This is a genomic window from Paenibacillus thalictri, assembly GCF_004307995.1.
Taxonomy (GTDB): Bacteria; Bacillota; Bacilli; order Paenibacillales; family NBRC-103111; genus Paenibacillus_AF; species Paenibacillus_AF thalictri.
Genome location: NZ_SIRE01000019.1, coordinates 145,401 through 158,383, shown reverse-complemented (window position 1 = coordinate 158,383; position 12,983 = coordinate 145,401). Strand labels below are relative to the sequence as shown.

Sequence of the window (12,983 nt, the reverse complement as noted above, 5' to 3'; positions counted from 1 at the left end):
AACAACAAAACGTCGATAAATAAAAATAAACGACAAATAAACGCAAAATTAAATTGACAAATCGGTAATATGATGTAAATATACTAATAAGAGGATTGTATTTTTCTTTTGTTTATTGTCTTATTTTGATAATCATATTTATTTCGGGAGGTTTTTTATGCAAACCGTTAACATTCCGGAGAAAATGAGAGCCGTTGTAGCGTACGGCCCCGGCGATTACCGCCTGGAAACGGTGGATGTGCCGAAGGCGGGTCCCGGCGAGATGGTCATTAAAGTGGAAGCCTGTGGAATATGCGCCGGCGACATTAAAGCGTATGGCGGCGCGCCCAGCTTCTGGGGGGACGATACGCAGCCCGCTTACATTAAAGCGCCAATGATTCCGGGGCATGAATTCATCGGCCACGTGGTGGAGATCGGAGAAGGCGTGAAAGATTATGCCATCGGCGACCGCGTGATCTCCGAACAGATTGTGCCGTGCTGGGAATGCCGTTTCTGTAAGCGCGGTCAATACTGGATGTGCGAGAAACACGATCTGTACGGATTCCAGAACAATGTCAACGGCGCTATGGCGGAATATATGAAATTTACGAAAGAAGCGATCAATTACAAGGTGCCGGCGGATATGCCTTTGGAACAGGCGATATTGATCGAGCCGTATGCTTGCTCGCTGCATGCGGTCCAGCGGGCGCAAATCCAGCTGGGCGATGTGGTGGTGTTGTCCGGCGCCGGCACTTTGGGGCTCGGCATGGTAGGCGCAGCGAAAAAGTCGGGCCCCGGCAAACTTGTCGTGCTTGACTTGTTCGAAGACAGGTTGCAGCTGGCCAAACAATTCGGCGCGGACATTGTGCTGAATCCGAAAGAGGTGGACGTGGTCGCGGAAGTGAAGAAAATGACCGACGGTTACGGCTGCGATATTTATATCGAAGCGACAGGCCATCCGAAATCGGTGGAGCAGGGGTTGTCGATGATCCGCAAGCTGGGGCGTTTTGTCGAGTTCAGCGTATTTAAAGATCCGGTTACCGTCGATTGGAGCATCATCAGCGATAGAAAAGAGCTGGACGTACTTGGCTCCCACCTTGGCCCCTATTGTTATCCGCTTGTGATCGAAGGTATTGGCGACGGCACGTTCCCAACCGAAGGTGTTGTTACGCACCAACTGCCGCTGGAGCGGTTTGAAGAAGGCTTCGATTTGGTGAAAAAAGGAATTAACTCTTTGAAGGTAGTTCTTATTCCGTAAGCTTGGAGGGCATACAGCATGAAAATTGCAATAGGAGCCGATGAGGCCGGTTATGAATTAAAAGAAATCATTAAAACTTATATGAGCGCGCAAGGCATCGATGTGGTCGATTTCGGGCCGGGCAATAAAGAACAGCAGATCGACTACCCCGATGTCGGGTTCTCCGTTGCCGAGGAAATATCCCGCGGGAATTTCGAGCGGGGGGTACTCATATGCGGTACCGGCATCGGCATGGCGATCACGGCGGATAAAGTGCCGGGCATACGCGCCGCATTGTGCCACGATACGTATTCCGCGGAGCGCTCTCGCAAAAGCAACAACGCGCAGGTGCTGACGATGGGCGCGCGGGTCATCGGCCCGGAGCTTGCCAAACATGTCGTGCAGGCATGGCTGGATGCGGAATTCGACGGAGGCAACTCCGAACGCAAAGTCAACAAAATAACGGCAGGAGAAGAGCGTTTCTACAAACCAAACGACAACCAACCTGAAATCAACTCATGTTCGTGAGAGGGCGGGAAATGGATGAACCATTTGGTGCTTGAGTTTCTTAAAGTAACCCAAGCCGCGGCCATTGCGTCGAATCCTTGGGTGGGCCGGGGCCGAAAAATGGAAGCGGACGATGCGGCCACTACGGCGATGAGAGAAGTGTTGGGGCAAATACAGATGGATGGCGTCGTGGTCATCGGCGAAGGAGAGCTGGATGAAGCGCCGATGCTGTATATCGGGGAACGGCTTGGCAGCGGTCAAGGTCCGCAGCTCGATATCGCCGTCGATCCGCTGGAAGGCACTAATCTGGTGGCAGGCGGTATGAACAACTCCAGCGCGGTGATCGCGATTGCTCCCAGAGGCTGCTTGCTTCATGCGCCCGACATGTATATGGAGAAGCTGGCGGTAGGGCGGGGAGCGGCCGGAGCGATCGATCTGGAAGCGCCGCTCATCGATAATGTCCGCAGCACCGCAGCTGCGCTGGGCAAAACGCTGGGCGAGATGACGGTGATGGTGCAATACCGCGACCGCCATCGTGAAGCGATTCAGGCGATCCGCGAGGCGGGGGCGAGAATCCGGCTGTTCGACGACGGAGACGTCACCTGCTCGATCGCTTCCTCCATTGAGGGCAGCGGCGTCGATCTGTTCTACGGTATTGGCGGCGCGCCGGAAGGCGTGATCTCGGCGGTTGCGATTAAATGTCTAGGCGGCGAGATGCAAGCCAGGCTGCTCCCGTCCGGAGACGCCGAATACGATCGCTGCCAGGCGATGGGGCTCGGCGATCCCGGCCAGCGGCTTGCGCTGGGCGATATGGTCCGCTCAGACGAGTGTATTTTTGCGGCAACGGGAATTACGTCCGGACTGCTGCTGAACGGGATCCATCTGCAGGCGGATGGCAGCCTGATCACCCATTCCTTGGTGACGTGCGGTCAGCCTCATGGGATTCATTTTGTCCGTTCCGTTCACGCGAACCGGAAAGCGGGATAAAACGTTTAAAACGATGCTTACAACGATGGGCAAAAGAGGGATAACGTGAGTCGGATTCGGATGATAGTCAGCGATTTGGACGGTACATTGCTTTCGGAACACCATACATTGACGGAGCGTGTGAAATCGGCAATCCGCCGCTTCCGGGCGGCAGGCGGCTTATTCACCATCGCCACGGGGCGATTCGGACCCAGTGTTAAGCATATTGCGGATGAATTGGAGCTGGATATTCCGTTTATTTTATGCAACGGTTCGGTCCTTGCCGACCGCAGCAAAGTATGGGAGAGCGCAGTTTTACCTTTAGAGGAGCTCGCGCCGTTTATTTTGGAAGCCGATCATGAGCAGTTGACGGTTATGCTCTTTCAAGACAAAGGCATCAGCGTGCTCCGCAGTACCCCGGAAGTACAGTTGTTCGAGCGGAAAGAATCGATGAGATGTGAACTGCTGGATCCGCAAACGGTGGACTGGGGAAATTTCCATGTGCAAAAAGTGCTTGTTATTGGCGATATGCAGCGAATTCGCGGCATATGGCAGCGGCTCGCCGGCAGCTTTCGCATCGACTATACGACGGTGCAATCGGAGGACGATTTTTTCGAAGTTATCCCGCCGAACCAAAGCAAGGGAGAAGCGTTGAAAAAGCTGATGCGGCATATGGGCGTTTCCCGGGAAGAAGTAATGAGCATAGGCAACCAGCTCAACGATATGGATATGATCGAACATGCCGGCATCGGCGTAGCTGTGGCGAACAGCCACTCCGATTTAAAGGAAGCGGCGCAATATGTATGTGCCGGCAGTTACGGAGACGGCGTAGTGGAAGCGATGGAACGGTTTGTTTTTTCAGATGTGCCTATTGAAAGCGGAGGAGATCAGAGTGATTATTAAAGGAGTTGCCCATAGGGGATACCCGAAAAAATTTCCTGAAAACACACTTAGTTCGTTTCAAGCGGCGTTGGATCTTGGTTACACGCATTTGGAGCTGGACGTGCAGCTCACTAAGGACGGCGTGCCTGTCGTTTTTCATGATTGGACGTTGGAACGTATGACCGACGGCACCGGCAATTTGCGGGATTACACGTTATCCGAGCTGAAGTGGCTGCGCGTTGCCGGATCGGAGCAGATTCCGACGCTGGAGGAAGCGTTATGCCTGCTGAAGGGCAAGGTGATCGTCGATATTGAATTAAAGAAGATGGGAGACATGTATCCCGGCTTGGAACAAATCGTGCTCGACATGCTTGCATCTATGGGGATGCGCGAGAAGAGCCTGATCACGTCGTTTGATCATTTTGCGCTTGAGAAGGTCAGGGAACTGAATGACCAAATCGACATCGGATTGATTAATCACAGTGCCTCGCCCGCCTTATTTCCATATATGAAAAAGCTGAACTGCAAATATGTTTCCGTCCACTATCCGTATATTAACGACAAGTTTATTGAGCTTTGCAACGAAAACGAAGTGATACTTATTCCTTATACGATCGACAACGCGGATGATATGGCCAAATTCACACGTTATCCGGAACTGCTCATTTGCACAAACGAGCTGGAAAGGTGGATTCGCGTTTCCACTTCGAAGGGTTAATCGATTGAAAAGCTGGAGTTCAAACAAAAATAACAGACCTTCGCGACCACGTTTTTTGTGGGGATGGAGGTCTGTTATTTTGCTTTTGTACGCTATGTCCCGTTATGTGCGGGAAAAGTGAACCGGCTAAGGTTTTCATTAACCTTGAGCCGGCATGAGGCAAAGACCTTTGGCGCAGCCGGAATAATCGGCTTAACGTTAACCGGCGATGACCACTTCGATACCGTCAAGCGTTTGCAAAAACTCCGCATCGGCGCCGGGATCGGTTACGATCGTATCGACTTGGCTTATATCCGCGTAACTGGCGATCGATCGGCGGTTAAGCTTCGTATGATCAAGCAGGGCAATCACTTTGTCGACATTGGACACCATAATTTTCTTAAGTTCGGCTTCGTAGATGCTGAAATCGGCGAGGCCGGCGGTTGTCGTAAAGCCGTGAGCCGAGGTGAAGAAGATGTCCGCATGCAGCTGCGACAGCAGTCCTTTGCCAAGCAGGCCTTCCAAGGAACTGGAGCCGGGTCTGAGCACCCCGCCGATGACAATAACGCTGATTCGGGGATTGCGGGTTAGTTCCTGGGCAGTGGCGAGTCCGTTCGTAATGACGGTCAAATAGTCGTAATGGATCAAATTTTTGGCAAGCTCCAGCGAGGTAGAGCTGGCATCAAGAATGATGCACTGACCATTTTGAACAAATTGCGCGGCTGCTTTTCCGATCAGTTGCTTCTCCGCTTGGTTGGTCAGGCTGCGTGACTGGAACGTATTTTCCGTTGTCGGCGGTTTGGGAAGAACGGCGCCTCCGTGCGTGCGTTCAAGCAATCCGTCATCTTCCAGCACTTTCAGATCGTTCCGCAAAGTGCCCTCGGAAACGCCCAGCTCGATGGAAACGTCCTTCACTAATAATTGCTTATGTTCATACAATATTTGCATGATTTGATTCCGGCGCTCGGGTGCTAACATGCGACATCTCCTAGGCAACAATTTTCTTTTACTAAATTATATCAAAATGAAAAATATCATTCAACAATTATAAACAAAAAACATCCGAAAACGAAAACATAAGTAAAAGTAATCGTCAAAAAAAATCAAAAGAAAGATATTGGTTTCGAATGATTATGAGAACGCATGTATCCGGAACAATTCGGGACTGCAGAGTAGGCGAATGAAATTCGATACGGCTGAACGGCGGCGGATAGAATGAAAAAACGACACAAATCGACAGCAAAGCGCCTGGATGAATGTTACAATGATTCAGGGTTGGCAATAGACTTTATACGCATCGATTTGAAAATGAAAGAACGCAGTAGTGCCGCTCATCGGCCTAAACTTGAAGAGGGGGAAATCCATGTTCATGCGAGGACATACATACAAAACAGATGGAAGCAATAAGCGGATTTTGTCGGTCGTTCTTATTTTGGTATTGTCTCTATTAATAGGAACGGTATGTTTGGCCGCCGATACGCCGGCTCGCAAGGGGTATGTAACCGATCCGGTCGGTGTGTTCTCGAAAGAAGATGCGGCAAAGCTGGAAAAAGAGCTGCCTGCAAAAAAACTCAAAGTCAGTGTTCTTACCGGCACCAACTTGTCGGAAACCAATTCCGATGCTCTGGCCAAGGACGCTTATACGAAGTGGGGATTGAAGTCGGACAGCGCCGTTGTGGTCATCACCACCAAGCCGAATTTGGTTACCGTGTATTATGACAATGCCGAGTTGAAGAATGCGGTCAACGCGCTTCCCGACAGCGGCAAAAAAGACGACAAAAAGCTGAAGCAGCTAATCGACAAGGAATTTGTCCCGTTCGCCAATAAAGGGAAGTTGGCCGACGGGGTGCTTGCCATATCCGATGCGCTGAGCGGGTTGTTAAAAGCTCCTGCTCCTGCCGCTTCGCCTGCTCCAGCCGCGCCTCCGGCTAACGCACAGTCTGCGCCTCCTGCCGTCGACAAATCGTCCAGCGCAAATCCGGCTCAGCCAACGGCCAAACCCGCGCCAGCGGCGGGCGGATCGGAAGGACCGGCGAAAAGTACGCCGATTGCAGCGGAGAAAGCAAAAGGCAGCTCCAAGTTTGGTTTCATTATTTTGCTTATCGTCATTGCCCTGATTGTTATTTATGCGATCTATGCAATAAGGAAACGGACAGCCTTGAAAGCGCAAGCCGCGGAACTGCTCTCACGAAACCGCGAGGTTTGGGAGAAAATCAGCGCCGTTCTGGATCACAGCCTGATTACAAGCGATTTGGAGCAGGGGTTTGTCGAAGCCAAAACAAAAACGATGTTGTCCGGGGTTAAAGACGAAGCCGATACGTTAAAAACCTCGATTAACGAAACCAATCAGCGGCTGAGAGGTTTTGCGCCGCCATACCTTATTTTCGCTTCCGCCCAAAACGACTTGAACGATGCCTCAGCTTCGATCGATTCTTACGAAAGCGAATGCGGGCGGATCGGCGCGGCGTTTGACGAAATCGTTACGGCGGGCAAAATGGTTAAGGAAATCTCGTCTCACGTAAACACGCAGATGGTCCAATTGCAAGCGTCGATTGCACAATGGCGTACACAATCGGGTTATCCGCTGGAGTCAATGACGATGAGAGTTGAGCAGGCCAAAGCCAAGGCGGCGGATGCGGAGAACAACGACGATTTTGATGTCATGCAAGCAAAAGACGAAATTCAGGAAGCCGCCCAACTGCTTGCCGGGGTGGATGGAGATATTCAGGCGCTGCCGCTTTGCTTGGAAAAGGTTCCCGCGCTGCCGCGGGAGATCGACCATGTACAAAGCGAGATGGACGCAATCAAACGGAAAGAACGATTGCTGCTCGCCGAATACAATCCGTTCGACGTGTTTCCGGCTGCGAAACAGCACTACGAGCATGCTTTCCAGCAGCTGCAATCGGGTTATGCGACTGAGGCGGCGCGTATTGTGAATGAAACGCTTGATCATCTGAACGAAGCCCGCAAGTCGCTAACGGCAATCGCCGAACAGCGCGATAAAAACAACGGCGACATGGACGAAGCGGAGCGCAGGCTTGCCGAATTGCTGCATTCCGATGCGCGGTTTAACTCGGAGATCGACAGATTAACGCATGCTTTTGCGGGTAAGCATTGGAACGATCTGCCGCCGCTTTTTGCCGATCTAAAACGGGAGGCTGCCGCCGAAAAATCCCGTATTCCGCAGCTGCGGACGTGGAACGGGGACAACGTTCAGATGTACTCGAAAGCTGCTGCCGAACTTGCTTCCTTGCTCGCCGGGATCGGCAAGCTTGAAGAGACGAGGCAAGAAGCGTTGGCCCGGTTTGAATCGCTTGCACAGAAAGAGAAAGAATATCAGTCGGCATTTGCGGAAAGCAAAAGCCAATTTCATCAGTCGCTTTCGCTGCTGGAAACAAGCGGCATGGCGAATAACGACGCACTCTCGCCGCTCAGGCAAAATGTGCAGCGCCGGATTGCCAATACGGACGCGCTTTTTGTAAACCGGCCGGTCGACTTGGACGATGTACACTACCAGCTTCAGCAAATCAAAGCTGACGTGCAATCGTTCGACAACCACGTCCACGATTCGATTCGCCAGAAAAAAGAAGCGGAGGCCCGTTTGCGCGAGCTGACATCGATGTATGCGAGCAGCCGGTCGCGTTACCGTAATCATAGCAGGCTTACATCTTATTCCCACGGGTATGACAACGCAATGCATGAGGCGTCGAGGCTGCTTGGGATGGGTTTTTATGCCGAAGCCATAGTCCAGATGAATCAGGCGAATACGATGCTCAGCGAGATGGAGACGGAGCATAACCGGATTGTTCGCGAAGAGGAGGAGGCGCAGCGGCGTGAGGCGGAACGGCGTGCCGAAGCCGAAGCCGCCGCGGAACGCGACCGCAGACGCTCCGAAGACAGCGCGACTTCCAGTTGGGGAAACGATTCGTCCTCCAATTCGTCCTCCGATTCGGCGACCTCAAGCTGGGGCAACGATTCCGGCTCAAGCGGTTCCAACGACAATAAATGAAAAGATAGCGGAGATCATGACAGAAACAGCAACAAAAGCTGACATCATACGACGCATATCTTGTTCGCGCGAACATTAAACGGTATAATAGACGAGGACATATCAAGACCGTTATAGATTCAATGTTGAAAGAGAGAGAGTACATATGGGCCGTAAATGGAACAATATTAAAGAGAAGAAAGCGTCGAAAGACGCCAATACAAGCCGGATTTATGCGAGATTTGGCCGCGAAATTTATGTGGCGGCAAGAAGAGGGGAACCTGATCCCGAGTCCAACCGCGGGCTCAAGGTCGTATTGGAGCGCGCCAAAACGTACAATGTACCCAAAGCGATTATCGACCGCGCGATTGAAAAAGCGAAAGGCGGCTCCGACGAGAACTATGACGAGCTGCGGTACGAAGGATTCGGACCCAACGGTTCCATGGTCATTGTTGATGCGTTGACCAACAATGTCAACCGTACGGCGCCGGAAGTGCGCGCCGCGTTTACGAAAAACGGCGGCAGCATGGGCGTCAGCGGTTCCGTCGCTTATATGTTTGACGCGACGGCGGTTATTGGCTTGACCGGTAAAACAGCGGATGAAGCGCTGGAAATTCTCATGGAAGCCGACGTTGATGTGCGCGATATCGTGGAAGAAGATGAGGCGGTCATCGTATACGCCGATCCCGAGCAGTTCCATGCCGTCCAGGAGGCGTTCAAAAAAGCCGGCGTTACGGAGTTTTCCGTGGCCGAATTGACCATGCTTCCGCAAAATTACATTACCCTTCCGGAAGATGTACAAGCACAGTTCGAGAAATTAATTGACGTGTTGGAAGATCTGGAAGATGTGCAACAAGTTTACCATAACGTTGAATTCGAAGAATAATTTCATATTCATTCGCAGCAATGATCCCGCATTTCAGAAACACTTATGGAATGCGGGGTTTTTTGCGTAAAAAAGAGCTCGTTTGTCCAGGCAATTCGTATGACAGCTTCTATTTGCAATTTACATTCATATGATGTAACGGTGAACGGATAGAGCATTTCCACTTTCTAATGTGAGGGGAACGGCTTATGCTGCGTTACGCAAAAGAATTTCTAGGTCAGCGGTTAATCCTGTTTTTGCTGGCCGTAATTTTCCTCAGCGGTTATGGGACTGCGGTTACCTTCGGCAATGTTTGGACGGCTGCGGCCATCCTTGCCGGGGCTGTTTTTATTATCATTGTGGAATACACGGTGCACCGTTATATTTTGCACGAATACCCGCGTATCGTGCCCATTGCATACAAAGGGCATGTGGCTCATCATCAGGATCCGACTAATGTGAAATTTTTGTTTGGCCCCGTCAGTGTGGACATGGGCTCTTACGTTATCATTTTATTGGCGGCGCTGCTGTTGACAGGTTATAACTGGCATTTGTCATTGTCCGCGGTGTTTGGCGCATCGTTATTTCAAATGTATTACCAATGGAAACATTATATTTCGCACCGGCCTATCGTGCCGCTCACGCCTTGGGGCAAATGGATGAAGAAGCGGCATCTGCTCCATCATTACATGGATGAGAAAACATGGTACGGCGTTTCGAACCCTTTATTGGATATGGTGCTGCACACGGACGGATCCGACGGATCGGCAGGCGGGAAGAAGAATGCCTCCGAAGCAACAAGCGATAGGAATTAAAATGGCGCCCCCTTGTTAACTCAAGGGGGCTTTTTTTCTGGAATACGCTCCGATTACAGATGAATCCGTCCGATTCGCTTGACTGGCGGAAGCGGAGTTAAGAAAGTTTTAATAAATGCTTCACCGGGTGTTTATTTTTGATTTGCCGGAAGCGGCTCGGGACTTGTTGTCCGCAAAGACAACCGGCTGACGTACAAGCCGGGAGCTTTTACCGCGGAGGAGCTGAACGGACTGCCCGCCTTCGTGCGCCCCGGATACAAAGATCAGCAAGAAGCCGTGCATATCGGCAGCAATCTGTACGATGTGGTGCAGTTGGATTATATGAATGCGGATAACCGTCCGGGTACGGTGTTTGTGCTGAACAAAGTAAATCCGATGGTCAAACTTGCAAGAAAGTTTTTTCCCGCTTTGTTCATTTCTATCCTTGTTATTCTTGTATTGACCCATACGGTGCTAACTTATGTCGTCTCAAAAAGCATCATCAGGCCGCTGCTGCTGTTGAAGAAGGCGGCCAACCGGATCAAGACGGGTGATCTCGATTTTCACGTCAACGTTGCGGGCAAAGACGAGATAGGCCAGCTTGGACTTGCTTTCGAAGAAATGCGCCACCAACTGCAGGAATCGATCCAAACCCAGCTGCAATACGAAGAAAACCGCAAGGAGCTTATCTCCAACATCTCGCATGATTTAAAAACGCCGTTAACGGCCATTAAAGGTTACGTCGACGGGATCGAAGACGGCATAGCCGATACGCCGGAAAAAATTCACCGCTACATTCGAACCGTTTCCTCCAAAGCCGAGGAGATGGACCGCCTGATCGACGAGTTGTTTTTATACTCCAAACTCGATTTGAAGCGGCTGCCGTTTCATTTCGAAATCGTTCCGATCCAAGCTTTTTTGCAGGATTGGGTCGAAGAATTGCATTTTGATCTGGAGAAAAGAGGATTTCATTTCCAAGCGGACATGCAGATTCAGAGAGCAACACAAGTTTCCATTGATCGGGATAAGCTGAAACGGGTATTTTCCAATATTATGGAAAACTGTGTTAAATATATGGATAAATCCGATAAGCGGATCGGTCTGCGAGCTTATGAAGCGGACCCGATGCTCATCATCGAAGTAACCGACAACGGCCAAGGCATCGACGCCGAGGCGCTTCCCCATATTTTCGAGCGTTTTTACCGGGCGGAGCGGTCGCGCAACACCATGACGGGCGGCAGCGGTTTGGGCCTTGCCATCGCCAAGCAAATCGTCGAAGGTCATGGCGGCACGATTCGTGCGCAAAGCAGCAAAGGGGAAGGAACCCGCATTACGATAGGTTTGCCTATTAAAACGTGGATAGAGACGGTGAAATCATGAATCGCATTCTTATTGTTGAAGACGAAACGGCGATCGCTGAATTGGAGCGGGATTATCTCGAAATTAGCGGATTTCAGGTGGACATTGCCGCAGACGGCGGAGAAGGGTTGAACAAGGGGCTGCATGGCAATTACAGTCAGATTATCCTTGATTTGATGCTGCCCGGTCTCGGGGGCTTCGAAATTTGCCGGCAAATCCGCGAGAAACGGGACATCCCGATCCTGATGGTGACCGCCAAAAAAGAAGATATCGACATCATTCGCGGGCTTGGTCTTGGCGCCGACGATTATATTACAAAGCCGTTTAAGCCGCTTGAGCTCGTGGCCAGAGTGAAAGCGCACCTGGCGCGGTATGAACGGTTGATCGGCAGCAAAGACGAAAGAGAACTGATCGTCATCCGGGGGCTGATGATCGATTACGACTCGCGCCGGGTATTTCTAAACGATCAGGAGGTACTGCTGACTACGAAAGAATTCGACCTGCTGCATTATTTGGCGGTGAACCCGAATCGTGTGTTCAGCAAAGACCAGCTGTTTGAAAAATTATGGGGCTTCGACGCGGTTGGCGATACGCAGACAGTGACCGTCCATATCCGCAAGCTTAGGGAGAAAATCGAAGCCGATACGGAAAATCCGCAATACATCGAAACGGTCTGGGGAGCCGGTTACCGGTTTCGCATTTGAGATGAAGCGACTTCACTTTGCGGGGCAAAGGCGAAGCCGCTTTTTTTTGCGTGGCGTTCCCGGTTAAGCACGATTGCTGGAGCCGGTGAAAATCGGCTGCAGGCTTATTGATTTTATCCGCTGCCGGAAAGTATGATGAACATATGGTTTTTGCAGAAGTTGGATACTTGGAGGAGTGGCATTTGAAGCCGGCACATGCGACTATCGCATTGTTCACTTTAGCCGGAGTCGCGACGGCTCCGGGTTTTATGGATTCATGCAGAGACGAGCTGGCGCTTCGCTTGAGAGCTCGGGGTTATGCGGTGGAGGCAGATTCGCTTTATCCTTATGGGGATTGGCACCGGCGGATATATCCCCAGCTGCTGGAAATCGCCCGCGATCTGCTAGATATACACGAGCGCCTCTGGAACGCGGCAGGCATGCGTGCGGTCAAGCAACGGTTGCTTCACGCCGCCGAAGAGGGGCGTACCGTTGTGCTTGTCGGTCATAGCGGGGGCGGAGTGACTGCCGTGCAGGCCGCTTCGCAATTCGTCAAAGCGGGTTACCCGGCGCCGCATGTGGTGCAGATCGGCTCACCCCGATGTCCGGTTCGTCCCGAGCTGAAACCAAACACGCTGTTTCTTTCCGGTTACGAGAAATACGGCGGGCGCAAGGATCCGATCGCCATGCTGGGACGATGGGGCGGATGGGTGAGAGGGGAGGGAACGGTGCCTTTTTGGAGAAAAGATGCGCATGCTCCCGCCGCGGTAGCCGCCCTGCCGCTGATCGGCGGGCATCCGGACTATTTCCGCGCTTACGCTCCATATATCGATGAAGAGGGTGTCTCCAATCTCGATGTGACGTTAGGCGCCGTGCTCGCATGGCTGGAACCGAGGTTGCGAAATTGCTTCGATGCAGGACCGGATTGAGATACGTTTGCATGTAAATCGAGAATGTTTGGCGCCGGAATGGAATATTTATTTACATACTTATTACGCTATAAGGAAAGGACGGAAGCATCGTTCA

General features: G+C 51.5%; 12 protein-coding genes. 11 read left to right on the top strand and 1 reads right to left on the bottom strand.

Going from position 1 to position 12,983, the window contains the following annotated elements; all coding sequences use genetic code 11:
• The first annotated feature begins 157 nt into the window (after window positions 1-157).
• Genes EYB31_RS25305 through EYB31_RS25285 form a run of 5 tightly spaced genes read left to right on the top strand, consistent with a single transcriptional unit; the run spans window position 158 to window position 4,289 of the window.
• On the top strand, window positions 158-1,237 hold the full coding sequence (locus EYB31_RS25305) for an MDR/zinc-dependent alcohol dehydrogenase-like family protein (RefSeq protein WP_131016214.1): 1,080 nt from the start codon (window positions 158-160) through the stop codon (window positions 1,235-1,237).
• An 18-nt stretch (window positions 1,238-1,255) separates the two neighbouring features.
• Window positions 1,256-1,744, top strand: a complete 489-nt coding sequence (gene rpiB, locus EYB31_RS25300; protein WP_131016213.1) for a ribose 5-phosphate isomerase B — start codon at window positions 1,256-1,258, stop codon at window positions 1,742-1,744.
• Window positions 1,745-1,759: 15 nt separating this feature from the next.
• On the top strand, window positions 1,760-2,710 hold the full coding sequence (gene glpX / locus EYB31_RS25295) for a class II fructose-bisphosphatase (RefSeq protein WP_131016212.1): 951 nt from the start codon (window positions 1,760-1,762) through the stop codon (window positions 2,708-2,710).
• Window positions 2,711-2,755: 45 nt separating this feature from the next.
• The gene (locus EYB31_RS25290; RefSeq protein ID WP_131016211.1) at window positions 2,756-3,592 is read left to right on the top strand and encodes a Cof-type HAD-IIB family hydrolase; all 837 of its coding nucleotides are present in this window, start codon (window positions 2,756-2,758) and stop codon (window positions 3,590-3,592) included.
• Window positions 3,582-4,289 carry a glycerophosphodiester phosphodiesterase gene (locus tag EYB31_RS25285; protein ID WP_131016210.1) on the top strand — a complete coding sequence of 236 codons (708 nt, stop codon included), beginning with the start codon at window positions 3,582-3,584 and terminating at the stop codon, window positions 4,287-4,289. Before EYB31_RS25290 ends, EYB31_RS25285 begins: the two co-directional genes overlap by 11 nt.
• A 198-nt stretch (window positions 4,290-4,487) precedes the next feature.
• Here EYB31_RS25285 and EYB31_RS25280 read toward each other — a convergent pair whose 3' ends face one another.
• Window positions 4,488-5,246, bottom strand: a complete 759-nt coding sequence (locus EYB31_RS25280) for a DeoR/GlpR family DNA-binding transcription regulator (protein WP_131016209.1) — start codon at window positions 5,244-5,246, stop codon at window positions 4,488-4,490.
• Window positions 5,247-5,637: 391 nt separating this feature from the next.
• Between EYB31_RS25280 and EYB31_RS25275 the strand changes: the two genes are divergently transcribed.
• From EYB31_RS25275 to EYB31_RS25250, 6 genes are all read left to right on the top strand, one after another.
• Complete coding sequence (locus tag EYB31_RS25275; RefSeq protein WP_165452610.1) at window positions 5,638-8,277, top strand: septation ring formation regulator EzrA; 2,640 nt, start codon at window positions 5,638-5,640, stop codon at window positions 8,275-8,277.
• Window positions 8,278-8,422: 145 nt separating this feature from the next.
• On the top strand, window positions 8,423-9,142 hold the full coding sequence (locus EYB31_RS25270; RefSeq protein ID WP_131016207.1) for a YebC/PmpR family DNA-binding transcriptional regulator: 720 nt from the start codon (window positions 8,423-8,425) through the stop codon (window positions 9,140-9,142).
• 188 nt (window positions 9,143-9,330) lie between these two features.
• Entirely contained in the window at window positions 9,331-9,936 is a 606-nt protein-coding gene (locus EYB31_RS25265; RefSeq protein WP_131016206.1) for a sterol desaturase family protein, read from the top strand.
• A gap of 243 nt (window positions 9,937-10,179) precedes the next feature.
• Window positions 10,180-11,295: a sensor histidine kinase gene (locus EYB31_RS25260; RefSeq protein WP_131016205.1), complete on the top strand. Its 1,116-nt coding sequence runs from the start codon at window positions 10,180-10,182 to the stop codon at window positions 11,293-11,295.
• Window positions 11,292-11,978 (top strand): response regulator transcription factor, encoded by a 687-nt coding sequence (locus tag EYB31_RS25255; RefSeq protein WP_131016204.1) that lies wholly within the window; start codon window positions 11,292-11,294, stop codon window positions 11,976-11,978. The genes EYB31_RS25260 and EYB31_RS25255 overlap by 4 nt, the downstream gene beginning before the upstream one ends.
• Window positions 11,979-12,160: 182 nt before the next feature.
• Window positions 12,161-12,886 carry a lipase family protein gene (locus tag EYB31_RS25250; RefSeq protein ID WP_206105500.1) on the top strand — a complete coding sequence of 242 codons (726 nt, stop codon included), beginning with the start codon at window positions 12,161-12,163 and terminating at the stop codon, window positions 12,884-12,886.
• Window positions 12,887-12,983: the final 97 nt, after the last annotated feature.

Coding starts and splice junctions, on each gene's coding strand:
- EYB31_RS25305 (WP_131016214.1), top strand. CDS start 158: ATGCAAACCGTTAACATTCCGGAGAAAATGAGAGCCGTTGTAGCGTAC.
- rpiB (WP_131016213.1), top strand. CDS start 1,256: ATGAAAATTGCAATAGGAGCCGATGAGGCCGGTTATGAATTAAAAGAA.
- glpX (WP_131016212.1), top strand. CDS start 1,760: ATGAACCATTTGGTGCTTGAGTTTCTTAAAGTAACCCAAGCCGCGGCC.
- EYB31_RS25280 (WP_131016209.1), bottom strand. CDS start 5,246: ATGTTAGCACCCGAGCGCCGGAATCAAATCATGCAAATATTGTATGAA.
- EYB31_RS25275 (WP_165452610.1), top strand. CDS start 5,638: ATGCGAGGACATACATACAAAACAGATGGAAGCAATAAGCGGATTTTG.
- EYB31_RS25270 (WP_131016207.1), top strand. CDS start 8,423: ATGGGCCGTAAATGGAACAATATTAAAGAGAAGAAAGCGTCGAAAGAC.
- EYB31_RS25265 (WP_131016206.1), top strand. CDS start 9,331: ATGCTGCGTTACGCAAAAGAATTTCTAGGTCAGCGGTTAATCCTGTTT.
- EYB31_RS25255 (WP_131016204.1), top strand. CDS start 11,292: ATGAATCGCATTCTTATTGTTGAAGACGAAACGGCGATCGCTGAATTG.